Annotated in this window: 17 protein-coding genes; 8 read left to right on the top strand and 9 right to left on the bottom strand. The window is 71.4% G+C overall.

The window, feature by feature from the left end; translation table 11 throughout:
- The first annotated feature begins 251 nt into the window (after nt 1-251).
- Complete coding sequence (locus tag ACFYR0_RS18840; RefSeq protein ID WP_389328819.1) at nt 252-1,628, top strand: hypothetical protein; 1,377 nt, start codon at nt 252-254, stop codon at nt 1,626-1,628.
- A gap of 60 nt (nt 1,629-1,688) precedes the next feature.
- Here ACFYR0_RS18840 and ACFYR0_RS18835 read toward each other — a convergent pair whose 3' ends face one another.
- The 3 genes from ACFYR0_RS18835 to ACFYR0_RS18825 all read right to left on the bottom strand — a co-directional run bounded on the left by ACFYR0_RS18835 (nt 1,689) and on the right by ACFYR0_RS18825 (nt 3,033).
- Nucleotides 1,689-2,159 carry a hypothetical protein gene (locus tag ACFYR0_RS18835; RefSeq protein WP_389328816.1) on the bottom strand — a complete coding sequence of 157 codons (471 nt, stop codon included), beginning with the start codon at nt 2,157-2,159 and terminating at the stop codon, nt 1,689-1,691.
- Between the two features lie 182 nt (nt 2,160-2,341).
- A complete protein-coding gene (locus ACFYR0_RS18830; protein WP_389328813.1) occupies nt 2,342-2,740 on the bottom strand; it encodes a PIN domain-containing protein in 399 nt (132 codons plus the stop codon).
- Complete coding sequence (locus ACFYR0_RS18825) at nt 2,737-3,033, bottom strand: hypothetical protein (protein WP_359566255.1); 297 nt, start codon at nt 3,031-3,033, stop codon at nt 2,737-2,739. Before ACFYR0_RS18825 ends, ACFYR0_RS18830 begins: the two co-directional genes overlap by 4 nt.
- Before the next feature lie 110 nt (nt 3,034-3,143).
- On the opposite strand from ACFYR0_RS18825, the gene ACFYR0_RS18820 reads away from it, so the two are divergent.
- Both ACFYR0_RS18820 and pglZ read left to right on the top strand, forming a co-directional pair.
- Entirely contained in the window at nt 3,144-7,031 is a 3,888-nt protein-coding gene (locus ACFYR0_RS18820) for a phage resistance protein (RefSeq protein WP_389328809.1), read from the top strand.
- On the top strand, nt 7,028-9,949 hold the full coding sequence (gene pglZ, locus ACFYR0_RS18815; protein WP_389328806.1) for a BREX-2 system phosphatase PglZ: 2,922 nt from the start codon (nt 7,028-7,030) through the stop codon (nt 9,947-9,949). Before ACFYR0_RS18820 ends, pglZ begins: the two co-directional genes overlap by 4 nt.
- Nucleotides 9,950-9,997: 48 nt before the next feature.
- On the opposite strand, the gene ACFYR0_RS18810 is transcribed toward pglZ, so the two are convergent.
- A complete protein-coding gene (locus ACFYR0_RS18810) occupies nt 9,998-11,050 on the bottom strand; it encodes a CBS domain-containing protein (RefSeq protein WP_389328803.1) in 1,053 nt (350 codons plus the stop codon).
- The gene (locus tag ACFYR0_RS18805) at nt 11,047-12,864 is read right to left on the bottom strand and encodes a DUF262 domain-containing protein (RefSeq protein ID WP_389328800.1); all 1,818 of its coding nucleotides are present in this window, start codon (nt 12,862-12,864) and stop codon (nt 11,047-11,049) included. Before ACFYR0_RS18805 ends, ACFYR0_RS18810 begins: the two co-directional genes overlap by 4 nt.
- 182 nt (nt 12,865-13,046) lie before the next feature.
- Here ACFYR0_RS18805 and brxD point away from each other — a divergent pair, with 182 nt between their 5' ends.
- Both brxD and ACFYR0_RS18795 read left to right on the top strand, forming a co-directional pair.
- Nucleotides 13,047-14,396 carry a BREX system ATP-binding protein BrxD gene (brxD, locus tag ACFYR0_RS18800; RefSeq protein ID WP_389328797.1) on the top strand — a complete coding sequence of 450 codons (1,350 nt, stop codon included), beginning with the start codon at nt 13,047-13,049 and terminating at the stop codon, nt 14,394-14,396.
- Complete coding sequence (locus tag ACFYR0_RS18795; protein WP_389328794.1) at nt 14,396-16,594, top strand: DEAD/DEAH box helicase; 2,199 nt, start codon at nt 14,396-14,398, stop codon at nt 16,592-16,594. The genes brxD and ACFYR0_RS18795 overlap by 1 nt, the downstream gene beginning before the upstream one ends.
- Before the next feature lie 51 nt (nt 16,595-16,645).
- Here the strand turns inward: ACFYR0_RS18795 and ACFYR0_RS18790 are convergent, their stop codons facing one another.
- The 3 genes from ACFYR0_RS18790 to bagM all read right to left on the bottom strand — a co-directional run bounded on the left by ACFYR0_RS18790 (nt 16,646) and on the right by bagM (nt 20,265).
- Nucleotides 16,646-17,731: a prephenate dehydrogenase gene (locus tag ACFYR0_RS18790; RefSeq protein WP_389328790.1), complete on the bottom strand. Its 1,086-nt coding sequence runs from the start codon at nt 17,729-17,731 to the stop codon at nt 16,646-16,648.
- Nucleotides 17,732-18,115: 384 nt separating this feature from the next.
- On the bottom strand, nt 18,116-19,621 hold the full coding sequence (gene bagN / locus ACFYR0_RS18785; RefSeq protein WP_389328787.1) for a bagremycin/ferroverdin biosynthesis UbiD family decarboxylase BagN/FevL: 1,506 nt from the start codon (nt 19,619-19,621) through the stop codon (nt 18,116-18,118).
- On the bottom strand, nt 19,618-20,265 hold the full coding sequence (gene bagM, locus ACFYR0_RS18780) for a bagremycin/ferroverdin biosynthesis UbiX family decarboxylase BagM/FevK (protein ID WP_389328784.1): 648 nt from the start codon (nt 20,263-20,265) through the stop codon (nt 19,618-19,620). Before bagM ends, bagN begins: the two co-directional genes overlap by 4 nt.
- A 60-nt stretch (nt 20,266-20,325) precedes the next feature.
- Between bagM and bagL the strand changes: the two genes are divergently transcribed.
- The 3 genes from bagL (at nt 20,326) to bagJ (ending at nt 23,741) form a co-directional block, all read left to right on the top strand.
- Nucleotides 20,326-20,766 carry a MarR family transcriptional regulator BagL/FevM gene (bagL, locus tag ACFYR0_RS18775; RefSeq protein ID WP_386380463.1) on the top strand — a complete coding sequence of 147 codons (441 nt, stop codon included), beginning with the start codon at nt 20,326-20,328 and terminating at the stop codon, nt 20,764-20,766.
- Between the two features lie 195 nt (nt 20,767-20,961).
- The gene (gene bagK / locus ACFYR0_RS18770; RefSeq protein WP_389328780.1) at nt 20,962-22,386 is read left to right on the top strand and encodes a bagremycin/ferroverdin biosynthesis FAD-dependent oxygenase BagK/FevA1; all 1,425 of its coding nucleotides are present in this window, start codon (nt 20,962-20,964) and stop codon (nt 22,384-22,386) included.
- Nucleotides 22,383-23,741, top strand: coding sequence for a bagremycin/ferroverdin transporter BagJ/FevB (bagJ, locus tag ACFYR0_RS18765; protein WP_386380465.1), 1,359 nt, complete (start codon nt 22,383-22,385; stop codon nt 23,739-23,741). The genes bagK and bagJ overlap by 4 nt, the downstream gene beginning before the upstream one ends.
- A 466-nt stretch (nt 23,742-24,207) precedes the next feature.
- Here bagJ and bagI read toward each other — a convergent pair whose 3' ends face one another.
- The gene (bagI, locus tag ACFYR0_RS18760; protein WP_389328776.1) at nt 24,208-25,158 is read right to left on the bottom strand and encodes an AfsR/SARP family transcriptional regulator BagI/FevR; all 951 of its coding nucleotides are present in this window, start codon (nt 25,156-25,158) and stop codon (nt 24,208-24,210) included.
- Nucleotides 25,159-25,163: the final 5 nt, after the last annotated feature.

Genomic DNA, 25,163 nt, shown 5'->3' with positions numbered 1-25,163 from the left:
CGGCGGACGCGGACAGCGTCCGAGACGCGGTCGGCCGGTCCTGCCGGGCTTGTTCCCGCCCCCACCGAACTCGGCCATATGTGCGATAAATCCAAGCCGATTTGATCACACATGTTCGATTTCCCGATAGAACGAAGGGGTTCATGCCGGGCGTCGGCTCGGCACGCAACTCGAGGGGGATCGGCATGTCTTGGATACGTGAACGCCATGTCAGGCGGAAAGCGGCGGGGGCGGCGTTAGCCGTCACTGGAGTGCTGGCGCTCGTGTCACCGCCCGGAGCCGTGGCCGCCGCTCAGGGTGGCAGCGAAATGGAGGTGTTGACCACGACGCTTCCCGTGGGGGCGTCCGCGCCGACGCTCGAGGCGCTGCAGCGGTCGGGGGCCGGTTGGAAGGCCGCGCTCGCTGTGCGGGACAAGGATACCGCTGCCGGTCAACTGCCGCGTGAGGCCGTCCTGCCCGCCGGGTCGGGGTTGCGCAAGGCTTCCCGGCCGTCGGGGATGTCGGACGAGATGGCCGGTCGCGTGCCTCTCGCGGCGACATACCCTGAGCCGTCGCGGTCCATGACCAAGGACGAGTGTTGGAAGGGGCTTCAAGAAGGCCGCTTGTTCGCGGTCAAGTCCCGGTACGCCATGTGCGCGGGGATGCAGTTCGTGCAGACCTGGGCGCACCGTGGCCGCCCGGTGGGACAGAGCACGTTCCGGCTGCTGGTGATCGAGACGGTGCCGAAGAAGGCGGACCGGACGATCCGCGTGCAGTATCTGTTCAGCGACTTCCGCAAGTCGGGTACCACGAAGACCAGCGGACTCAAGGTCAACACCGACGGTGACGTGAAGATGTGGCCCGGATCGGCGCGCAAGCGGTACGGCGGAAGCGTTCCGCCGACGCTGAGCTTCGACCAGCTCAAGAACAAGCCGGAGTACAAGCACACGGTGCTGGTGGAGGCAGGGCAAGGTACGGGCCGGGACGACGTGGTGAACATGGCCTACGAGCCGTTCGTCCAACTGAGCTTCCCCGCACCGTACGTATCGCCGGACACCGAGCGCGTCAGTGTCGGCCTGTTGGTGGGCCGGTGGGACGCCGCAGGGTACTTGTTCAACAAGACCGGTGGGGGCAACCCGAAGAAGAAGGGCGGAGCGGCGCTGCCGCTGGTCCCAACCCTGCCCTACAGCTCGAAGGCCGGCGCTCCCGAGCGCGCGGTCGCGCTGCACCTGAAGGACGCACATACCAAGCCCGGGGTGACGAAGCCGGTGAACGCGAACAAGCGCGTGCCGGGGTTCGACCTGAACCGGCCGCTGCACCGCCTCCAGCACGACGCCAGGCGGTACAAAGCCAACCGCAGCGCCGCCGTCGCGACCTGCGTCAGGTACTGGGGCCCCAACTACGCCACCAGCGTCCCTGGTGTGCCGCACGAGTGCGACGAGTACCCGTTCGCCAGTACCTACGAAGGCGCCGCGCAGAGCACGTACGAGCCGGCCAAGCCGAAGGACAACTTCTCCGCCAGGCCGCTGCCCAAGACCGACAACGGTGCCGCCGGCAACATCCTGAAGGTCTTCATGGACCGGAACCGGATCCTGGACGGGTACGAGGGGAGGGCTGAGCTGGACGCGTATCTCGTCTCGATCTCATGACCTAGGACACCCGGCGGGCGGGGCGGAACTGCCCGCTCCGCCCCGCCGGGCGGCAGACTTTCACGCGTCGGCGGGCCAGCACTGCACCAGGTAGCGCTCCACGCCCTCCGGCACCTCGACCGGGGCCCGGCGAGCCACCTCGGCCCGGCCCGAACAGTACGCCCGGACCTTCCAGGTCGCCTTGGCCGCCCCGAGCTCGAGGCGGCCGCCTCCGACGCCCGACATCGTCTCCACCGTCAGCGCCCCGCTGGTGGAGTGGATCGCGGCCTCGCCCTGGGCCTCCCATCTTTCGCTTCCGTCGGGAAGGGGCTCGCCTGTCCATACCTCGAAGACGAGCGTGGCCTCGTGGGTGTGCCCGGCGCTCTCGAAGTCCAGTCGCCCGTCGAAGACCGTCAGAAAGGGGCGCTGCCGGGTCTCGTCCCGTTCCTCGGGAAACGGGACGGGAACCTCCATGTCGTCTTCGTCCTGGAGCGCGAACCCGTAGAAGTCCACCATCACTTCGACAGTCTCCCGCGTGACCAACTCCGCCACGGAACCCCTCCCGCCATGCCTGTTCACCAACCCGGTTCTCGGACGCTACCGCCGGTGTCCTACCCGTATCGGGCAGAACAACCGCAAGAACCGGCGGAGGACGGCGTCCGGACGTCCGTAGGATTGGCACGTCGTGGGTATCGCCGCCTACCCGGTGCGAAGGGGGACGGGCCGTGTCCGGCTCAGAGCTTGACGACCAGCACGCGGTCGGCGCACAGCTTGCGCATGTCGTCCTCGTCGGACGTGAACACGGTGACCGGGCCGGGCTGCCGCAGGGCGACGGCGGCGAGGGCCGCGTCGATGGCGTACTTGTGGCCGTGCAGGCCCGTCTCCTTCAGGAGGCCGGTCGCCTCCTTGGCGATCTCCTCCGTCACCGGCTCGACGCGGATCTTGGAGAGCGCCCAGTGCCATTTGGGGAGGTGGCGCGTGGGGTCGTATGCCTCGACGAGAGTCATCGAGGTGGTGACGACCGGGATACCCGCATCGTCGGCGTGCTTCAGGTAGGCGCCCATGCGACGCTCGCCGCGCACCCACTGCGAAAGCCCTTCGCTGTCGAGTACGTAGACCCGGTTTCCGGTCACGCGGCATCCCGCTTCGGCCCGTGCGGCTGCTCACCGGTCTCGGAGGCGCCGGCTCGCTCGGCGTGCTGCCGTTCCAGGTCGCGGTGCTCGGCCTCGACCTCGGCCAGTTCCGCCTCGGTGATCTCCCCGTACTCGGACTCCCACCACCCCACCGCCTCGTGCAACCGCTCACGCTCCCGCTGGCGCTCTATGGCGTGCGTGACATAGCGGCTGAAGCCGCCGGGGCCGACCTCGGCCCGGATGGCCTCGGCGAGCTCCTCGGGAAGCGTCACGGTGTACTTCTTGGTTGCCATACCATCGACCATACCGAGGGTCTGATCAGGCAGCCAACCAGCAGCAGACATCTCCATACGATCGAGTACGAGAGGCGGCCTAGGCCGCCAGAAGGAGAGCGAGACCGGTAATGGCCCAGCCGCCCCTCCTCCGCGATGTCATCGACATCAAGAAGAAGATCTCCACCTCCGACTTCGTGCTGTCGCTCGCCGAGGCGACGACACCCGAGGGCGCCCGGAACGCGCTCAAGGACTACGTCGTCACCGAGCGGCTGCTGGAGAACTTCGACGAGGCGCTGGCGCTCATCAAGTCCTCGCTCGACGGGCACCGCTCCAAGGCGGCCTACCTGCACGGCTCGTTCGGTTCCGGCAAGTCGCACTTCATGGCGGTGCTGTACGCCCTGCTCAGCGGCGACCCGACGGCCCGCGCCCGTACCGAGTTCGACCCGGTGCTGACCAAGCACGAGTGGCTGACCACGGACGGCAAGAAGTTCCTGCTCGTGCCGTACCACATGCTCGGTGCGAAGGCCCTCGAGCAGCGGGTGCTCGGCAGGTACGTCACGCACGTCAAGAAGCTGCACCCGGACGCCCCGACCCCGCAGGTGTACCGGACCGACTCCCTCTTCGCCGACATCCGGGCCAACCGCGCCACCTACGGCGACGAGGCGGTCATCCGCGGCCTGGGCGGCGGCGACGCGGACGACGACGAGACGGACGAGTGGGGCGAGGGCTTCGCCTGGACCCCGCAGCTCCTGGACACCGCCCTCGCCGCCGAGGAGGACCACGAGGGCGGCACCCCGCTCGACCTGCGCAACCCCTCCACCCCGGCCGAGCTGCGCGCCAAGCTGGTCAACGACGCGAGCACCAACCTCTTCCCCGGCTTCGCCCAGAACGCCGCCGAGGACGAACACGGCTTCATCTCCCTGGACGCCGGTCTGTCCGTCATCGCCGAGCACGCCAAGTCGCTCGGCTACGACGGACTGATCCTGTTCATGGACGAGCTGATCCTCTGGCTCGCCACCCTCATCCACGACCAGAAGTTCGTGGCCCGCGAGGCCGGCAAGATCACGAACTTCGTGGAGGGCGGCGACTCCCGCCGCGCCATCCCCGTCGTGTCGTTCATCGCCCGCCAGCGCGACCTGCGCGAACTCGTCGGCGAGGAGGTGTCCGGCGCGGCGGAGGCCTCCATCCAGGACACCCTGAACCTGGCCTCCGGCCGCTTCGACCAGATCACCCTGGAGGACCGCAACCTCCCGCAGATCGCCCACGCCCGCATCCTCAAGCCGAAGGACGCCGACGCGGAGCGGCTCGTCGACGCGGCCTTCGAGCAGACCAGGCGGGTCGGCACCCAGGTCTGGGACACCCTCCTCGGCTCGGACAAGGGCACGACCGGCGCGGACGCGGAGTCGTTCCGGCTGACGTACCCCTTCTCGCCGGCGTTCATGGACACCCTCGTCCACATCTCGTCCGCGCTGCAGCGCTCCCGTACCGGTCTGAAGCTGATGGGCCAGCTGCTCGCCGACCACCGCGACGAGATCCGGCTCGGTCAGCTCGTCCCCGTCGGCGACCTCTACCCGGTGATCGCGGAGGGCGGCGACAAGCCGTTCACCGACAGCCTGAAGGTCGTCTTCGAGGCCGCCGACAAGCTCTACAGGACCAAGCTGCGGCCCTACCTCCTCAGCTCGTACGACATCACCGAGGACGACGTCAGGCAGTACCGCACCAGCCCCGAGACGGTCACCGACCCGCAGCGCGCCAACCGCTGCCGGATGTTCGTCGGCGACAACCGGCTCGTGTGCACCCTGCTGCTGTCGGCGCTCGCGCCCAGCGTGCCCGCGCTGGCCGAGCTGACCATCCGGCGGCTCGGCGCGCTGAACCACGGGTCGGTCCTCGCGCCCATCCCGGGCGCCGAAGTCGGCATCATCAAGAACAAGGTCGCCGAGTGGGCGGCCAGGTTCCCCGAGATCAAGGAGACCGGCACCGACGCCAACCCCGGCGTACGGCTGGAGCTGTCCGGCGTCGACGTCGACTCCGTCATCGCCAACGCCCAGGTCAACGACAACCCCGGCAACCGGGTCGCCCTCGCCCGACGCCTGCTGTCCGAGGAACTGGGCGTCGAGCACGGGCAGTTGAGCGACCAGCTCGGCTTCGTGTGGCGCGGCACCTCCCGTACCGCCGAGATCGTGTTCGGCAACGTCGCCGACGAGGACGAGCTGCCCGACCACGACCTGATGCCGCAGGAGGACGGCCGCTGGCGGATCGCCATGGACCTCCCCTTCGACGAGGGCGAGTGGGGCCCGGTCGACGACGTCAACCGCATCCAGCGGCTGCGCGAGCGCCAGCAGGGCGAGCGGTCCCGTGTCGTCGCCTGGCTGCCCGCGCACCTGTCCGCCCAGCGCTTCGCCGACTTCCGGCGGCTCGTCGTCATCGACAAGGCCCTCGCCGACGAGCACCGCTTCGACACCCAGTACGCCGGCCACCTCAACGCCGACAACCGCAGCCGCGCCAAGGGGCTCCTCGAAACACAGCGCGAGGCTCTGCTCAAGCAGGTCAAGGGTGCCTTCAAGCAGGCATACGGGCTCGCTCAGAAGCAGCCGGCCGACGTCGTGCCCGACTTCGAGGACCACCTCGTCCCGCTGCCCGACGTGGACGGCCTCACCCTGGCCTTCGGGCAGAGCCTGCACGACGGCATCCGGCACGTCGCGGGCAAGCTGCTCGCCCACCAGTACCCGGCGCACCCCGACCTCGACCCCGACGGGAGCGGTGTCGCCGTCAAGGCCGCCGACACCAAGAAGGTGTTCACGCACGTCCGGGCCGCCGCCGAGGCGCGTGACGGGCGGGTGGAGGTCCCGGCCGCCGACCGCAAACTCATGCAGCGGATCGCGGGGCCCCTGCGCCTCGGGCAGCAGAAGGAGGCGTACTTCGAGCTGTCCCGCTACTGGGCCGACCACTTCCGCCAGCTCGCCAGCGCCCAGGGCGTCACCGGGGACCTGTCCCTGATCACGCTGACCGACTGGACGGACAAGCCCGACCCGCGCGGCCTGCCCGACTTCCTCGCCCGGCTCGTCGTCGCCGCGTTCGCCGAGATGGACGACCGGGTGTGGGTGCGCGGCGGCACCGTCCTCGACCCCGCGCCCGAACTGTCCGCGATCAAGGACCACGACGCCCTGCGCAGTCAGCCGCTGCCCACAGAGGCGGACTGGGACACCGCACGGCAGCGCTTCGAGACGATCTTCGGGGCGAAGCCGCCGGCCCTGCGGCGCGGCCGGATGGTCAACCAGTTCGCCCGCCAGATCATCGAGGCGGCCCGCACGTACCGCGACCACGCGGCCGACCTGGTGCACCAACTGGAGGCCCACGCCTCCTTCCTCGGCCTCGACCAGACCGCCGACACCGGACGCCTCGCCCTCGCCCGCCGCTCCCTGCAGCTGCTGGACGCGCTCACGGCGGAGGCCGGCAAGGGCGCGGCCGGGGCGAAGAAGACCGTGGAGGCCCTCGCCTCCTTCGACCTGGGCGAGACCAGTGCCGACCGGTACGGGACCTCCATCAAGCAGGCCCGCGGTGTCGCGGAAGCCGTCGCCTCCGCCCCCTGGAGCACCCTCGAACTCGCTGCCGGACTCGGCCCCGAGGGCGCGGCGCTGCTCGACTCGCTGCGCAACGTCGCCCGTGACGACCAGCGCACCGCGGACCTGCGGGACGCCCTGGCCCGCACTCAGCGCGAGGTCGTCGCCCTGGTGAAGCGCGCCCAGGCCGCCGCCGTCCCGCCGCCCGCGCCCGTCGCGCCGCAGCCCACGGCCGACGACCTGTCGCTGAACACACCGACCAGCGACCCGCGCATTCCGTACACCCCGCAGGAGCCCGTCGCCCCGGCTTCCTCCGGCAGCGGCTCCGCGCGAACGGCCGGTGGCCGCCGTACGACCGTGGCGCGCGCCGCCGCTGACCTCCAGGCGGAACTGTCCGAACTGGCAGCCCGCCACCCCGACGCGACCATCGAGATCACCTGGAAGGTCGTCGAATGATGGACACCGTCGCCGCCGCTCCGGGCGCCGTCCGGCTGAACACCGCGACCGTCACCCAGTACCTGTCCTCGCAGTCCTCCCTCGCCGCCTCCCTGACCGGTGACGGCGGGGGCAGGCGCCGAGTGGTGCTGCTGCGGTCCGCGCCCCAGTGGGACGGGCCGGCCGAACCCGCCTGGGGCGAGGGCCGCACGGCCGGTGTCGCGGCGGCGCCCTCACCGCTGGCCGTCCACGAACTCGTCCTCGACCATCTGGCGGGACGCCGCCACGGCCCCGCCGTGCTGGTCGTCCTCACCGACCGGGAGCAGAGCGAGCTCGACCCGGCGATCCTCGCCCGCGTCCACAAGCTGCGCATCGACACCGTCGACAGCTGGGACGTGGTCCGCGAGGCGTTCGGCGCCCGGCAGATCGACCCCCGGCTCAAGGACGTCAACTGGGCCGCCGAGGCGCTCCTCGACGCCACCCCGCCCGGCGGCTGGCCCGCCGTTCCCGGCGGCTGGCTGTCCCGCCAGTACGCCCTCACCGCGCTCGCCCAGCGCCGCCTGCGCCTGGGCCGCTACGACACCGAGGACGGCCCGCGCCGCCCGGGCGACGACCGGCTCGACGCCGGGGCCCTGCTGCACTGGTCGACCAGGCCCGGCGCCCCCGAACGGTTCCTCGCCCTGCGCGGACCCGAACGCGCCGGACTGGCCGCCTTCCTCGGTGAGGAGGACCAGGCGGGCCTCGCCGGACGCGCCCTGCTCGCCCTCGTCGACGCCGAACGCGGCGCGGACGCCGCCGCCTTCGGCCTGGTGTGCACGGCCCTGTGGCAGCACGCCGCCCCCGCCCCCGAGACGTACCAGGCCCGGGGGCGTGCCGAACGCTACTTCGGGGACCGGCCCCCGGCACTCGGTGAACAGCTCGACGCCCTGGTGACCGTCTTCGGGCAGACCGCCGAGGAGTACGTCACCGCGCTGCTGGCGGCCGGACACCGCACCGGCGGCACCGAAGCCGAGCAGGCCCGCGAGGCACGCCGCACCACCGGCACCGTGCTGGACCGCGCGGCCGTACTGGCCCGCCAGTTCGGCGCGGAACACGCCGTCGCGGCGAGCCCCGTCCTGCGCGGTGGCCTCGACGCCCGGTTCACCGCGGTCGGCCAGGCCCTCACGGCGGGTGACACGCCCGCGGTCGGGGACGCCGTACGCCTCCTCCAGGACCATCGGCTCGCCGTGGAACCCGAGGAGTCGGCCCGCGTCGAACGGGCCCGCATGGCAGAGCGCCTCGCCCGCTGGCTGGCCACCGATCCGCCCGCCGACGCCCCCACCGTCGCCGACGCCATACAGCGGCACGTCGACGAGACCGGCTGGGTGGACCTCGCCCTGGAGCACATCGAAGCGGGCGGCGACCGGGACAGTGTCCTGAAGGCCGCCTACGACACGCTGGGTGCCCGCGTCAGGGACCACCGCCGGCAGATCGACGCGTCCTTCGCAGCGAACCTGGCCTCCTGGACGCAGGCCGGTACCCAGCCGGGCCGCATGCTCACCGTGGAGACCTTCCTCGACCGCGTGGTCGGACCGCTCGTCCCGCGCGGGGAGGAACGCCGAGTGCTGTTGCTCGTGCTCGACGGCATGAGTGCGGCCATAGCGAACGAACTCGGTGAGGAACTGCGCCGCTCCTGGGCGGAGTTCGACCCGCTCCCCGTTGAGGGCGCGCCGCTGCGGCGGGCTATGGCAGCCGCCCTGCCCACCGTGACGGCCGTGTCCCGCACCTCGCTCTTCGCGGGCACCCTGATGAAGGGGACCCAGGCCGACGAGAAGCGGCTCTTCCCCACGCTGAAGCTGTGGGGCGGAGCCCCGGCCGCCGTCTTCCACAAGGACGACCTGCGCACCGAGACCGCGGGCGACACCTTCGGCCCGGCGCTTGACGAAGCGCTCGCCGACGGCAGGACCCATGTCGCCGTCGTCCTCAACGCCATCGACGACCGGCTCGCCAAGGAGCAGAAGCTCGGCGACGGGGCCTGGCGGGTCGATGACGTACCCGGCCTGCGCGACCTGCTGAGAGTGGCGGCGGACCAGGGCATGGCGGTCCTCGTGACCAGCGACCACGGCCACGTCGTCGACCGGCACGGCACGAAGGTCGACACCGCGGCCGAACCCGCGTCCGCACGCCACCGCCTGCCCTCGGCGGGTCCGCTCGCCGAACGGGAGATCGCCCTCACCGGACCGCGCGTCGTGTGGCCCGAGCCGGGAGCTTCCATCGTGGCGCTGTGGGACGCCGACTCCCGCTACACCGCCCTCAAGGCCGGCTATCACGGCGGGGCCTCCCTCGCCGAGGTCACCATCCCCGTGCTCGCCTTCCTGCCCTTCGGCGCGGAACCTCCGAAAGGCTGGCGGGAACTGGGCGACCAACGGCCGCCGTGGTGGGCCCCGGAAGAGACCGCCACCACACGGCCGAGCAGCGAGCCCACGGCCGCTCCGGCGGCCGCAGCGGGCCCCGCTGCCAAGAAGCCGGCGGGGAGGGCCAGGAAGGACCAGGCGGAAGTCGCCCGGACGCACGACGCGCTCTTCGACGTCGCGCTGACCGCCGGGGCGGACGACGCCCTGCTCACCCCGACCGTCGTCTCGCGCGTCGAAGTACTGGTGACGGCACTGCTCGATTCGGAGACGTACCAGGCACAGCTCGGCGGGCTCGCCCGCAAGCCGCAGCAGGAACAGGTGCACAAGGCCCTCGCCGCCCTGCTGGACGCGGGCGGCACGCTGCCCGTGACCGCCCTCGCCCAGCGCGCCGGCATGCCGGTGACCCGGGGCGACGGCTTCGCCGCCGTCCTGCGGCAGCTCCTCAACTACGACGGCGTCCAGGTTCTGGAGACCCTGCCGGACGGCCGCACCGTGAGGCTCCACGAGGCGTTGCTGCGCGAGCAGTTCGCCCTCGGGGCGGGCTGACCGGCGACACGGCTCGGGGCGCTTCGGTGAGCGCCCCGATCCGTTGCGTCACGGCGCGAACGCCCGCAGCACGTTCGCGAAGGTCGTCAGCTCGTCGAGCATCTCCTGCGGAAGCGGCTTCTCGTCGAAGTGGGCGATCCGGTTACGGATGTCCTTCACCCGTTTCAGCAGGCCGATGAACTGTTCCCGGGGCATGTTGGGCCACTTCAGTGCCGCCCAGTTGCGGTCGGCCCGTTCGGCGAGGGACTGCTTGGTCTGGTCGCCGTCGAGGAGCCTCAGGTAGTCGCCGAACATCAGGTCCGACACCTGGCCGGTGCGGTGCTCCGGCTTCTTGTTCGTCTGGACCGCCTTGACGGTCTCCGTGTCCAGGGCGGCGCCCAGGCAGCGGCGCAGCAGCGACTCGATCTCGCCCACGATGAAGAAGGGGCGCGCCGCACCCTCGAAGCGGTCGGTGACGTCCGCGGCGGTGACGATGCCCGAGAGGCAGCCGTCGTCACCGCGGACGAGCAGGTATCCGTGCTCGCGGATGACGGGGAGGGCGGCGAAGAACTCCTGGCGGGCGTCGTGGACGGGCAGCGAGTCCTTCTCCATGGCGTTGTCGAGCGTGGCCGGCTTCCCCGCCTCGTACATCTTGGCGACGGACCCCCAGGTGACGACACCGTGCACCTGGGCCATGCCGGTGGTCACCGGAATCTGGGAGAGCCCCTTCGTGCGCATGAGGAACGTCGTCTGGGACAGGGGCGTGCCGGGACCCACGGAGACCAGTCCGCGCCGGGCCGACGGAATGTCGCCCAGCAGCAGCCGCTGCGGCAGGGAGTGTGAGGGCAGTGCCTCGTCCGTCCCGTCGGTCTCGTCGTCCGGGTCGACGGGTGTGCCCTGCGAGGGAACGGACGCCAGCGGAACGACGTCGACGGTGCTGCGCAGACCGCAGACGGCGAAGTCCGGCAGTGTGGTCAGCCCCGCGTCCGTCAGCGCCTGCGAGATCCGGTGCACCGTGCGATGGTCGCGGACCCTGACCTGGAACAGGTCGAGGATCTCCTGCACCGACACGGCCCTGCCCTTGAGCGAGGTGACGTCCCCCTCGTGCGGCCTCGTCGTCATCGAGCGTCGTCCTCCGGCAGGTCACGGAGCATCGTCCTCTTGCCCATGACGGAGTGCACGAGTTCCTGCAACTGCTTGGAGCGGTCACGGTAGAAGCGCTCGTAGTCGTTCCCGCGCAACGTGTCCGGATCGATCAGATGGGTGGTCAGCACGTCGTCGAACCACTCGGGGCGCATGTCGGACGCGGCGATCATCGCGGACAGGTACGACGACGGCGCACCCGTCATGTCCATCGCGGCGCGGTAGGACAGGGGGGTCTTGTTGACGATCGAACTCGTGGGCAGACCGTGGCTGTCGCCCCGCCGGAAGTACGCCTTGGGGAAGATCTGCCGTACGTCGACGCTGTACTCGTCCAGCCTGCCGGGACTGAGCGGAGCGGTCGTGTGGTGCCAGTCCACCGCCCCCTGCCTGATCAGCAGGGCGTAGATCCCCTTGTACGCGGCGCTGTTGCGGGTGGTGAGGGTGTCGAGCCGGTCGGCGAAGAAGAACGCCTCCGTGACCGTCTCGGGCGCCCGGTCGTCCTGCCCGATCCACGGGACGAGTTGCTCCACGTCCCGGGTGAAGCGGGTCTCCGTGGAGCCGCCGTACATCTCCCCGAGCACCCCGCACCAGTACCACTGCTCGACCTTCTCCTGCGCCCCGAGACCGTCCGTCGCGGTGTCGAGGATGGCGCGGACGGCCGCGAGCGGCACGAGCTGCGTCTTGTACGGCAGGTCGTTGGGCCGGACGATGCACTGCCGTTCCAGGAAGTCGCCCACCCAGGCGAAGGCGTCGGCGAGCTTCGGCGCCAGGCGTACGAAATCCTCCAGGGGAAGGTCCAGCAGATCGCGGCGCTTGCAGGACACCGTGGTCCCGACGCCGTCCCGCTTCCGCTCCCAGGTGCGCACCAGAGCGATGGCCTGCAGGAAGTCGATGCTGCTCAGCCCGTTCTCGAGGCCGCTGTCCAGGCGTCCGAAGACCGGGTACTTGGCGGCCAGCGCCTGCTTGATCTCCCGCCACACCTCGGGCAGCTGGTAGTAGTCCCCGGTCCGCTCCACGTAGTCGCGGTCCCCGGCGTAGGTCGCGGTGAGCAGCTCGAAGACGTTCAGGGGCACGCCGCCCGTGTTGACCCGCTCGAAGACCGCGCAGACGGCGTCCATGGAGGTGGAGGCGGCCAGCCGGATCATCGGCACCTGGAAGGCGCGGACCTGCTGGAGGACCGCCTCGTCGAACTGGCCCCACAGGTCCCAGTTCCGGTCCTCGTCCGCCTTGATGTACGACTTTTTCCAGTCGTTCACCCGCGGACCGTCGAAAACGAGGTGCAGTGGGAAGAGGCCGGCCGCGCACTCGGCCTCCGTGGTGCTCAGATCCAGCACCACTGTGCGGTTGAAGTCCGCGCGGAGGACCTTGTCCGCCGGGACGGACACGACGGCCTCGTCACGGTCCGAGGACGGCCCGACCGCCTTCGCGATGTCGACGTAGTACCACCGCTGGATGTGCTTGCCGCGGGCGTCCGCGGTCTCCACCGGGGCGTCCAGCCACAATGCCTGGAAGAGCGAGGTGAGGCGTTGCTGCCCGTCCAGCAGAAGCAGGTCGGCCGCCGGATCCCCGTCCGGCCGGGCACCGGTGAGAGTGCGTGATCGGAACCGGGTTGCGCCGCCGGTCTGCAGCGTCATCACCACACCCAGCGGGTAGTCGAGCGTGACCGTCGCGATGATCGCCCTGATCCGGTCGTCGTCCCACTTCCAGTTCCGCTGGAAATCGGGCAGTTGTAAGGAACCCGAGGCGACGTCCGCCAGGACGTCCTTCAGTTTCACGTTGTCGAGGGCCGCCATGTGACTCCACTTTCCACCGTGCCGCCTGTACGGAGAGTGATTCCAGCAGCGCGTTCCGCCGACCGTCAACCGGTTCGCGGAACTGGGGGCGTCGCGCGGGAGCTGCCGTGCGTGACCGATGGGGCCGCCCGGAACGTACCGCTCTCGTACATCGATGCCCGAGGGGGTGAAAGACTGCTTTCGTGAGCACCATCGGATCCAGGCGCCCCGCGCAGGTCAGCGCGGCCCGCCGCCGTACCGTCGTCGACGCCCTGCGCCGCGGGGCCGTACCCGAGAGCGGGCTCGATCTGCTCGCCACGGGACTCGACCGGTTCGAGGCGGCCCTCGACGCCGAACTGGACGCCGTCGAGTCCGGCGGGTCCGTGTTCAAGGCCGTGCGAGGTGAGTACGGGTCCGGCAAGACGTTCTTCACGCGCTGGCTCGGGGAACGTGCCAAACGCCGGAACTTCGCGGTGGCCGAGATTCAGATCTCCGAGAATGAGACACCACTCCACAAGCTGGAGACCGTCTACCGTCGGCTCACCGAACGCCTCACCACCTCGAGCTTCCCGCCCAGCGCGCTGCGCCCCGTCGTGGACGCCTGGTTCTACGCCCTGGAGGAGGACGCCCTCGCCGACGGCGCGACGGAGGCGGATCTGCCCGGCGAGGTGGAGAAGCTGCTCGTCGCTCGGCTCGCCGAGGTCTCCCGGCACGCCCCTTCCTTCGCCACCGCGCTGCGCGGCTACCGTGCCGCCCTCGCCGAGGGCGACGAGGCGACCGCCGCCGCCGTGCTGGCGTGGCTCGGCGGCCAGCCGCACGTCGCCGCCTCCGCCCGCAGGTCCGCCGGGGTGCGCGGCGACCTCGACCACTTCGGGGCGCTGGGCTTCCTTCAGGGACTGCTCACCGTCCTGCGCGACTCCGGGCACAACGGGCTCTTCGTCGTCCTGGACGAGGTGGAGACACTCCAGCGAGTCCGCTCCGATGCCCGTGACAAGGCGCTCAACGCCCTTCGACAGCTCATCGACGAGGTGCACTCGGGCCGCTTTCCCGGCCTCTATCTGGTCATCACAGGAACCCCTGCCTTCTACGACGGCCAGCAGGGGGTGCAGCGGCTGGCCCCGCTCGCTCAGCGTCTGGCCACCGACTTCACCACCGATCCGCGCTTCGACAACCCGCGCGCCGTGCAGATCAGACTCCCCGGCTTCGATCAGGAGTCCCTGGTCGGGCTCGGTCTCACCATCCGTGACCTGTACGCCGATGCCGCGGACATGCCCGAGCGTGTGCGCAAGGTAGTCGACGACGCTTATGTCGCCGACCTCGCGGTGGCCGTCGGCGGGGCGCTGGGCGGCAAGGTCGGGGTCGCCCCCCGGCTGTTCCTGAAGAAGCTTGTCGGGGACGTGCTCGACCGGGTGGACCAGTTCGACGACTTCGACCCCCGACAGCACTACCGGCTCACCGTCGCCGACCACGAACTCACCGATGTGGAACGGAATCTCGCCGCCACGGTCTCCGGTGACTCCGCGTCGGCCGACGACATCGACCTGGAGCTCTGATGGCGGACGCGGGACTCCCGGACGAGAAGCCACCGGGTGACCAGCACGCCGACGTACTCGACCGACTCGACTCCGTCGTGCTGCACCACATCGTCAACACCCTCGGCTGGCCCGATCTGCGCCCGCTGCAGCGGGCGTCGATCACGCCGCTCGTGGAGGGACAGGACGCCGTACTTCTGGCGCCGACGGCGGGCGGCAAGACCGAGGCGGCCTGCTTCCCCCTGCTGTCGGCGATGGCTGAGCAACGGTGGACCGGCACTTCCGTGCTGTACCTGTGTCCGCTCAAGGCACTTCTCAACAACCTGGTCGTCCGCGTCGACTCCTACGCCCAATGGCTGGGGCGGCGCGCCGCGCTCTGGCACGGTGACACCAAGGAATCGCAACGGCAGCGCATCCGGGCCGAGGCGCCGGACATCCTGCTGACCACACCCGAGTCGCTCGAAGCGATGCTGATCGGCGTCAAGACCGACCAGGCCCGCCTGTTGGGGAGCGTGCGGGCCGTCGTAGTCGACGAAGTGCACGCGTTCGCCGGGGACGACCGGGGATGGCACCTGCTCGCCGTGCTCGAACGGCTGGAGCGGGTCACCGGACGGCCCATCCAGCGCGTCGGGCTCTCGGCGACCGTGGGCAACCCGGCCGAGTTGCTGCACTGGCTGCAAGGCGCGGGCGTCGGCAACCGCACCGGTCAGGTGGTAGCCCCAGGAGTGCACCTGCCGACCATGGATGCCGGCGGACTCGGTGGGAAAGCATGTCCCGAGCCGTCCAGCGGACCTGCGGGCGAAGTGGAACTCGACTACGTCGGCTCCCTCGACAACGCGGCCAAGCTCATCGCGGCGCTGCACAGAGGTGAGAAGCGGCTCGTCTTCTGCGACTCGCGCCGCCAGGTCGAGGAGCTGGGCGCGGCGCTCCGCGCGCGCGAGGTGACTGTCTTCCTGTCTCATGCCTCGCTCTCCGTCGACGAACGCGCCCGTTCCGAGCAGGCGTTCGCCGAGGCGCGCGACTGCGTCATCGTCTCCACGTCGACCCTGGAACTCGGCATCGACGTCGGTGATCTCGACCGCGTCATCCAGATCGACTCACCGGCCTCCGTCGCCTCGTTCCTGCAGCGCATCGGCCGTACGGGTCGCCGTTCCGGGACTGTGCGGAACTGTCTGTTCCTCACCACCCATAAGAACACGCTGCTGCAGGCGGCAGGCTTGTTGCTGCTGTGGTCGCGGGGCTGGGTGGAACCGGTCGTCCCCCCGCCCGAGCCGCGACACCTGGTGGCCCAGCAACTGCTCGCCGTCACCTTGCAACAGCACAAGCTGGGCGATCAGTTGTGGGACCGGCAATGGAACGGGCTGGCACCTTTCGACAAGTCCGCTGCTCCCATCCTGCGTTTCCTTACTGAGGAGGGCTTCCTCGACAGCGACGGTGGGATGCTGTTCGTCGGCCCGGAGGCAGAACGCCGCTTCGGTAAAAGGCATTTCATCGAACTCACCGCCTCCTTCACCGCTCCTCCGCAGTTCACCGTGCTGTCCGGGCGTACAGAGATCGGCCGTACCGACCCGAGCGTCCTCACCGAGGAACGCCCCGGCCCCAGGCGCTTGCTGCTCGGTGGACGTAGCTGGCAGGTCACCTACATCGACTGGCTGCGCAAGCGCGTCTTCGTCGAACCGGCCGATGGCGGCGGTATCGCCAAGTGGATGAATAGCGGCGTCGCCGGACTGTCATACGCCCTGACGCGTGCCATGCGTGAGGTGCTGCTCGGCACCGACCCACCCGTCTCCCTCACCCGGCGGGCGGAGGCGTGTCTGGCCGAGCAGCGCGAATCCGACGCGCCTGACACCGTCCACCCGGGCGGGACGTTGATCACGCGGGTCGGCGCCGACGTCCGTTGGTGGACCTGGGCCGGCTACCGTGCCAACGCCACGCTGGCGGCCACCCTCCAGTCGGTCACCGACCCCCTGCAACGGCCCACCGACAGCTGGCTGCGCCTGCGCGAGAACGTCACGCCGGCCGCCTGGCGCGTGGCCCGTGAGAGTGTCGGCGAGAACCTCGTCCTGCCCGACGTGGACCGCCGGGCCGTGCGCGGGCTGAAGTTCTCCACCGCCCTTCCGGAGCGTCTCGCCGTGGCCACGGTGGCGGCCCGCTTGGCCGACTTCGAGGGCGCACGCTCGGTGCTCGGCGAGCCGGTGCGCTTTCAGCACGAGGGCTGAGCCCCCATGGCCTCAGGCCTGGCCTGACCCAGTGGCGGCAAAGCCGCCCCCTCACCGCCGGATCGACCACCCCCGCTCGCTGAGCGTCGCGCTCAGGGCCGGAGCCGCCGCCGGGGCGACCATGAGCTGCACCAGGCCCGCCTGCCGACCGGTCGCGTGGTCGATGCGGACGTCCTCGATGTTGACCCCCGCGCGTCCGGCGTCCGCGAAGATCCTTGCCAGTTCGCCCGGTTGGTCGCTGATGAGGACGGCCACCGTCTCGTAGGAGGCCGGCGCCTCGCCGTGCTTGCCGGGCACCCGGACCCGGCCCGCGTTGCCCCGGCGCAGTACGTCCTCGATGCCCGCCGCGCCGCCGCGCCGCTTGGCCTCGTCGGCGGACTGCAGGGCTCGCAGCGACTCGACCGTCTCCTCCAGGTCGGCCGCCACCCCCGCCAGCACCTCGGCGACGGGAGCCGGGTTGGCGGAGAGGATCTCGATCCACATCCGGGGGTCGGACGCCGCGATCCGCGTGACGTCGCGGATGCCCTGGCCGCACAGGCGCACCACCGTCTCGTCCGCGGCCTCCAGCCGTGCGGCCACCATCGAGGAGATGAGCTGGGGCGTGTGCGAGACCAGGGCGACGGCCCGGTCGTGTGCCGCGGCGTCCATGATCACGGGTACGGCGCGGCAGAGCGCGACCAGTTCGAGGGCGAGGTTCAGCACCTCGACGTCGGTGTCCGGCATCGGTGTGAGCACCCAGGGCCGGCCCTCGAAGAGCTCGGCGCTCGCCGCGAGCGGGCCCGAACTCTCCTTGCCCGCCATCGGATGCGTGCCGATGTAGGAGCGGAGGTCGAGGCCCAGGTCCTCCAGCTCGCGCCGGGGCCCGCCCTTGACGCTGGCGACGTCGGCGTACCCGCGTGCCACCCCCGCGCGCATGGCCTCGGCCAGCACGGAGGCGGTGTGCGCGGGCGGGACCGCCACGAGCGCGAGGTCGACGCGGCCGGGCGGCGGTTCGTCGCTGCCGGCGCCGAGGGCCACCGCCGTCCGGGCCCGGTCCGGGTCCCGGTCGGCCACATACACGGTCACTCCGCTCCCGGCGAGCGTCAGGGCCACGGACGTGCCGATCAGCCCCGCTCCCACGACCAGGGCCGTCTTCATCGGACGCCGTCCCCGGACCGGGCCGCCGGGTCGCACGACAGGGCTGCGAGTCCTTCGTGCGCGTTCCCGAGGCGGTTCGCCGGGCCGGGTGAGAGGGCTGCGGGCCCTTCGTGCGCGTCCCTGGACCGGGTGGCCGTGTCGCGTAAGCGGGTTGCGAGTCCTTCGTGCGCGTCCGCGGGTCGGGTGGCCGTGGCGCGTAACGGGGCTGCGTGTGCGTCCGCGGGCCAGGGCGCCTTGGCGTGTAACAGGGCTACGTGCCCTTCGTTCTGCTGCTCAGTGTTCACGTGCTCCGTCCAGATTCGGAGGGACCTTTCACCGGGACCACGCCGGTCCGGGCGAGGGGGCGTTAGCCGTTCGTGCGTACACCGGGGCCCGCGTGGCGCGTCAGTCGTCCCAGTGCTCGAGGACCCGGCGCCGGATGTGCTCCGGATACGCCTGGGCGAAGGAACTGTGCGGGAGCCGGCCCTCGCCCGGGGCGGGCAGCAGGCCGTCGTGGAAGACGATCGGGCCGGACTGGGCGGCGCGCTCGTCGTGCGTGTAGCAGTTGAGCAGCGGGTGGACGAAGCCGTACCACGCCTCCGACCGGTCCAGCGGGTGGATCCGGGTGGCGAGCGCCCAGAGCAGGTCGGTGTCGTCGGCCGGGTCGATGTCGTCGTCCAGGACGAAGGTGGCCGCCGTGGCCCGGCCCGAGTGGGACTCGGAGAGGACCTTGCCGATCCGGTGCGTGAGTTCGGCCGAGTCGACGTGGGGCAGTCGCTCCCGCCAGTCCTGGGGGACGGTGACCACCATCCAGTGCGACGCCGCGCGCAGCGGTGACCAGGCGGTGGTGACCGGAATCCCGGCGGCGCGCAGTTCCGCCAGCACCTCCGCCGCCTGGCCGACGCCCGTGACGGTGTGGAACTCGTCCACCGGCCGGCCCTCGGCCACCAGGGGCCAGATCGGGTCGTCGCGATGGGTGATGGCCTCGACCGTGTACACCGGCTGCATCGACGTCTCGGTGGAGCCGTAGCCGGCGAACTCGCCGAACGGCCCCTCCCGCGCGTCGCGGCCCACCGACAGGTGCCCCTCGATGACGATCTCCGCGCCCGCGGGCACCTCCAGGTCCACCGTCTCGCACCGCACCACGTCGACCGGCTCGCCGTGCAGCGCCCCGATGTAGCCGGCCTCGTCGACCCCCGGAGGCAGCGGGACGCCCCCGACGAACGGGACGGCCGGGTCGCCGCCCTGCACCAGCGCGTACGGCATCGGCTCGCCGATCCTCACCCACTCCTGCCAGATCATGCCGATGTGCTGCGCCGGTATCACCAGGCCGGTCATGTGCTTGCCGTCGATCAGCATGATCCGGGCGATGGACCAGTTGGTCCACCGGCCGTCCGGTGTCCTCGCGACGATGATCCCCCAGGTGTTGGCGTAGGGGCCGCCGTCGAACTCGTGGACGCGGGGCACCGGGAAGCGGTCGAGGGTGGCGTCGTCGCCCAGCAGCACGTTCTGCTTGCAGGGCGCGTCCTCCCGCGCGACCAGCCGCGGGGGGACGGGCCGCGCTTCGCGTGTGCGGGCCAGGTGGTCGACCAGTTCGGCCGCGGTGGCCTCGGCGGGCAGTCCGACGGACAGGGCGACCCGGGCCAGCGGCTTGCCGGGGGCGGCGCTGAGCGCGGCCGGCGCCCCGAGCAGCCTGAAGCCCGGCGCGACGCCCTCCACGTTCTCGAACAGCGGGGCGGGCGACTGCCGTTCGCAGGAGAGACGAGTGATCGCGGCGGCCTCCAGGTCGGCGCTCACCGGCCGCGTGACGCGGCGCAGGTCGCCGAGGGACTCCAGCGCGTCGAGGTAACCGCGCAGCTCGCCGAACCGGATCACCGGCCCGGCCGTGGGGCCGGTGGTGGGGCTGGTCATGAACGGGTGCTCCTCTGCTTCGTTCCGTTGTGGCGTGACGCGGGGACGTCGGCCGCGAGGCCCGCCCGCTCCTGCGGCGGCCGCGGGAAGCCGTCCCAGCGCCGGGCTCCGGCGGCCTCGAGCCCGAACTGGTCGAGGACGCGTACGACGATGTGGTCGACGATGTCGTCGACCGACTCCGGCCGGTTGTAGAAGGCGGGCATGGGGGGCACGATCGAGACGCCCATGCGGGAGAGCTCCAGCATGTTCGACAGATGGATCTCGTTGAGCGGGGTCTCCCGGGGCACCAGCACCATGCGGCGCCGCTCCTTGAGCGTCACGTCGGCGGCGCGGCCCAGCAGGCCCTCGGCGTACCCGGCCCGGATGCCGGCCAGCGTCTTCATGCTGCAGGGGATGATCACCATGCCGTCGACGGGGAACGAGCCGGAGGAGATCGCCGCCCCCTGATCGTCGGGCGAGTAGGTGACATCGGCCAGCGCGGCCACCTCGCGGGAACTCAGGCCGGTCTCCAGCTCCATCGTGACCCGCGCCCAGCGGCTGAGCACCAGATGTGTCTCCACCTGCGCGTTCCTGTGCAACTCGGTGAGCAGTCGCACGCCCAGCACCGCTCCGGTGGCGCCGGTCATTCCCACGATCAGCCGCATCTCCTGCCTCCCCCAATCTTCCGTGTACGGAATATCCTTGTACTGAATATACTGCCCGTCATGACGAACACAAGCCCCAGACCCCGGCCGCAACTGGAAGAGGCCCTGCCGCATCAGCTGCGCCGGGCCGGGCAGGCGTGGACGACGCTGTGGCAGCAGCGCCTGCCCGACCTGACAGGTCCTCAGTTCGCGGTGCTGCTCGCCCTGGACGACCACGGCAGCCTGGACCAGTCCGCGCTCGGGGCCCTGGCGGCGGTCGACCGCTCCACGCTCACCGTCCTGCTGGACCGCCTGGAGGCGCGCGGTCTGGTCACCAAGGAGATGGACCCGGCGAACCGCAGGCGCCGCATCGTCTCCCTCACCGCCACCGGCCGCCTGCGGCTGGCCGAGGCGGCCGAGGAGGCCGCGCGCCTGCACGCGCGCGTGCAGGACCTGCTGGGCGAGCGGCGGATGGGGCAACTGGTCGAGATGCTCCGCGTCCTGGGCGACATGACGGTGTAGCCCGGTGGCATAAGGGCGTAGCCGGGTGGCATGACGGTGTGGCCCTCCCGTCGGCGCGCGCGGACCCCGGGGGGCCGGAACCCAGGGGTCCACGCCGCTGACCGGCAGCTCCCCTCAATGGAGGGATGGGCCCCCGGAGCCGGCGCTGGAAGTGTGATCAGCGAACCGACTGGCTCCGCCTGGGAGGGCTGACGCATGTACAGACCGGCAACCGTGCAGAGGCTCGCCGGCCGCCTTTCCGGTCCGGTGCTGGGACCCGGCGACGACGGCTACGCCGACGAGGTCGCCGGATCCAACCGGGTCTCGCGGCACCGGCCCGCGATGGTCCTCGGCGCACGGGACGCCACACAGGTGCGCAAGGCCGTCGCCTTCGCCGCCGAGACGGATCTGCCGACGGCCGTCCAGGCGACCGGTCACGGCCCCGCACGTGTCACCGAGGGGACCGGACTGCTCATCAACGTCCGCCGGATGACCGGAGTGACGATCGACCCCGCCGCCGGGGTCGCCCGGGCCGAGGCGGGAGCGCGCTGGCACCAGGTCGTCGACGCGGCCGCCGCCCACGGACTCGCCCCGCTGAGCGGCTCCTCGCCGCTGGTGGGAGTGGTCGGCTACACCCTCGGCGGCGGACTGGCGCTGCTGTCCCGCGCGTACGGCTTCGCCGCCGACCACGTCACCGCGGTGGACATCGTCACCCCCGACGGACTGCCGCGCACCGCCACCGCACGGCGGCACCCGGACCTCTTCTGGGCGCTGCGCGGCGGCAAGGGCAACTTCGGCGTGGTGACCGCCGTCGAGTTCGGGCTCGTCCCGGTGACCCGGCTCTACGGCGGCGGACTCCACTTCCCCGGCGACAGCGCCGCCGAGGTGCTGCACGCCTGGCGGTCGTGGACGGAGTCCGTGCCGGAGGAGACCGCCTCCTCGCTGGCGCTGCTGCGGATGCCCGACCGCAAGCCGGTCCCGCCCTTCCTGCGCGGCCGGCTCGTGGTGCACGTCCGCGTCGCCCACCTCGGCCCGGGCGACGAGGGGGAGCGGCTGGTCAGGCCCTTACGCGAGGCCGCCCCGGCGCTCGTGGACACGCTGGGGGAGATGCCCTACACCCGCTTCGCGGACATCCACGACGACCCGGCGCTCCCGGTCCCCCACGACGAACGCTCCGCCATGCTGCGCGAGCTGGGCCCCGACGCGGCCGACGACCTGCTCCGCCTCGCGGGCCCCGGCAGTGACTGCGCGGACTTCATGGTCGAGCTCCGGCACATGGGCGGCGCGCTCGGCAGGCAGGCCGAGGTGCCGGGCGCGGTCGACCACCGCGACGCCGCGTACTGCCTGACCACGCTCGGGCCGCCGGGGACACGTACGGGACACGTCGTGGACGGCATGGCGCACCGGGGAACGGGCCGCAGCCATCTCAACTTCCTCACCGGACCGGGGACCGCCCGGCTGGCCGAGCGGGGCTACACGCCCGCCGACTACGCCCGGCTGGGCGAGATCAAGTCCCGGTACGACCCGGAGAACCTCTTCCGGTTCAACCACAACATCCCGCCGCGTGCACAGCGCCTTCGGCCCCCCGAAGCCGCCGACCCGGCACACCTCACGAACCCTCGAAGGGAAGACTCTCGATGACGACCAACAGCGCGGTGCAGGCCCCGCCGCGAACCGCACAGGGCGCGGCTTCGACCGGACTCAGGCTCGGCGCGCTCTTCGGTCCCGTGATCTTCGGAGTGACGGCCGCGGGCGTGGCCCTGCCCGACGTCGCCATGTCGATGGAGGTCCGCCCGGCCGTCGCCGGCTGGGTGCTGACCGCGCACGCCCTCGCGCTCGGCGTGGGCACCGCGTTCTTCGGACGGCTCTCCGAGAAGTGGGGCGTGCGCAACAGCCTCCTCACGGGAGCCCTGTTCCTGGCCGTCGGCGCGGTGCTGTGCCTGGTCGCCCCGAACTTCGGCACCTTGATCGCCGGCCGGTTCGTGCAGGCGGCGGGCTCCGGCGCCATCACCTCCAGCGCCCTCACGCTCGCGTCGGCGGCGGCGCCCGAACTCCGGACCAAGATCCTGGGGATCTTCGGGGCGTCCATGGCGCTCTTCTCCTCCACCGCCACCCTCATGGGCGGCATGGTGACGGACTGGATGCACTGGCGGCTCACCCTGGTGCTGCCGGCGCTCTCGCTGCTGCTGGTCCCCTTCTGCCTGGAGCTCGCGGCGGCCCGCCCGGGCTACGGCAAGGCCGTCGACGTGCTCGGCGGTGTCCTGCTGGGCACCGGCGCGACCTCGCTGCTGCTGCTCATCCAGGCGTCCTCCCTGGACCTCGACACCCCGCTGGTCGTCGCGCTGGCGGTGCTCCTCGTGCTGTCGGTGGCCGGCCTGGTGATGCACATCGGCAGGCGGCCCGACGGGTTCCTTCCGCGTGACCTGGCCACCGACCGGACCTTCCTGGTCTCCGCGGTCATCGGCGTCGGCGGTTACGCCGGGCTGTTCGCCGCCATGTACGCGGTGCCGCAGATCCTGACCGTGCAGTACGGCTGGGGCGTGTTCAAGATCGGCGCCTGGCTGCTGCCGGGCGCGGTGGTCGGCGCGGTGGCCGCCCGCGTGGCCAGCAAGCTCACCGCCAGCAAGGGCGGCAGCCTGCTGCTGGCCGGCGCCGCCGTGAGCTGCGCGGTGTTCCTGGGGACCGTCGGCGTCGTCGACGGCGGCATCGTCGTCATGCTGATCGGCACGTCGATGGGCATGGCGACGTTCGCGGCCACCCAGGTGCTCACCACCGCCGTGCTGTCCAGCCGTCTCGAGCCCGCCCAGCGCGGCGGTGCCATGGGCGTGCTGAACCTGCTGTTCTTCGTCGGCGGCGGCATCGGCTCCGCCGCGGCCGGCACGCTCTCCGAGCACATGGACCTCACCAGCGCGCTCGCCGTCGTCGCGGCGCTGCCGCTGCTCGCGGGTCTGGTCGCCCTGATGCTCCCGCCCGCCCTGGCGCAGCAGGAGGCCTGAGCGCACGGTGCGCGGCCGGGGCCCGCCCCGCGGGACGGGCCCCGGCCGCGTCGGCAAGGAGTGGGAAGGCTCCGGGCCGCGTCGGCAAGGAGTGGGAAGGCTCCGGGCCGCGTCGGCAAGGGGCGGGAGGGCTCCGGGCCGCGCCGGCGAAGGGCGTGAGGGCTCCGGGTCGGGTCGGTGAAGGGCGTGAGGGCTCGGACTGCGTCGGCGAAGGGCGGGAGGGCTTCGGGTCGCGTCGGCGATGAGTGGGAAGGCTCCGGGCCGCGCCGGCGAAGGGCGAGAGGGCTTCGGGCCGCGCCGGCGAAGGGCGGGAAGGCCCCGGACCAGGCCGGCGAAGGGCGGGAGAGCTCCCGGCCGCGCCGACGAAGAGCCGGAGGGCCCAGGACCGCCCCGGCGAAGAGACGAGAACGCCCCTCCCTGGTTCGCTGCGACGGGAACCGGGGGAGGGGCGTTCTCGTGCGCCGGGTCAGCAGGCCGGGGCGCCGGGCTCGGAGTTGAGGTCCAGGAACGCGGACAGGATCCGCCGCAGCCCGTCGCGTTCCACGCGGAGCTGGTCGTTCTCCTGGCGCAGCTGCTCCATCCGGTCGGCCGCGACGGTGTTCGGCGAGGTCCGCGAGAGCAGGGTGACACCGGCCGGACAGGCCGGGTTCCCCTGCGAACGTGCCGGGGGCGGCGCCAGGACGTCCGAGTGCCGCGGCCCCACCGGGGAGAGCCGCCCCACCAGGATCGACTCGTGCAGGACGCGCAGGTCGCGGGCCGGTTCGATGCCGAGATCCTCGGAGAACCGTGTCCTGACGGTGCGGAAGGTCTCCAGGGCGTCCGCCTGGCGGCCCGAGTGGTAGAGCGCCAGCATCAGCTGGGCGCAGGCACGCTCCCGGAAGGGGTTGTCGGTGACGAAACCGGTGAGTTCGCCGATGATCTGCTGGTGCCGCCCCAGATTCAGGGCCACGTCGAAGTACTCCTCCTGCACCGTCAGCCGCTCCTCGTGGAGCCTGACGACGAGCGCGGCCAGCGCCGGGCTCTCGATGCCCGCCGTGACCGGACCGCGCCACAGCGCGAGAGCGGACCGCAGCAGCCTCTCGGCGCGCTCCAGCTGGTTGTCGCGGATCATGGCCCGCCCCTGGGAGACCAGGCGCTCGAAGGTGAACAGGTCAAGGTCGTCGTCGTGCACCCTGATCCGGTAGCAGGACGGGTGCGTCTCGATCACGCTGTCGCGCTCACTGCCCCCGAGCATCCGTCGCAGGCCGGAGACGCAGATACGGATCTGTCCGTGGGCGGACGCGGGTGGCTGGTCGTCCCACATCGCGTCGACGAGCCGGTCGAGGCTCACCATCTGATTGGGCTGCAGAAGCAGCGCGGCTAATAACTTCTGCCTGCGGGTTCCGCTTATCTCGATTTCTTCCCCGCCGTTAGTCACGAGCA

This window comes from Streptomyces sp. NPDC005017, from assembly GCF_042873115.1.
Classification (GTDB): Bacteria; Actinomycetota; Actinomycetes; order Streptomycetales; family Streptomycetaceae; genus Streptomyces.
This window is presented reverse-complemented; position numbering and strand designations above follow the sequence as displayed.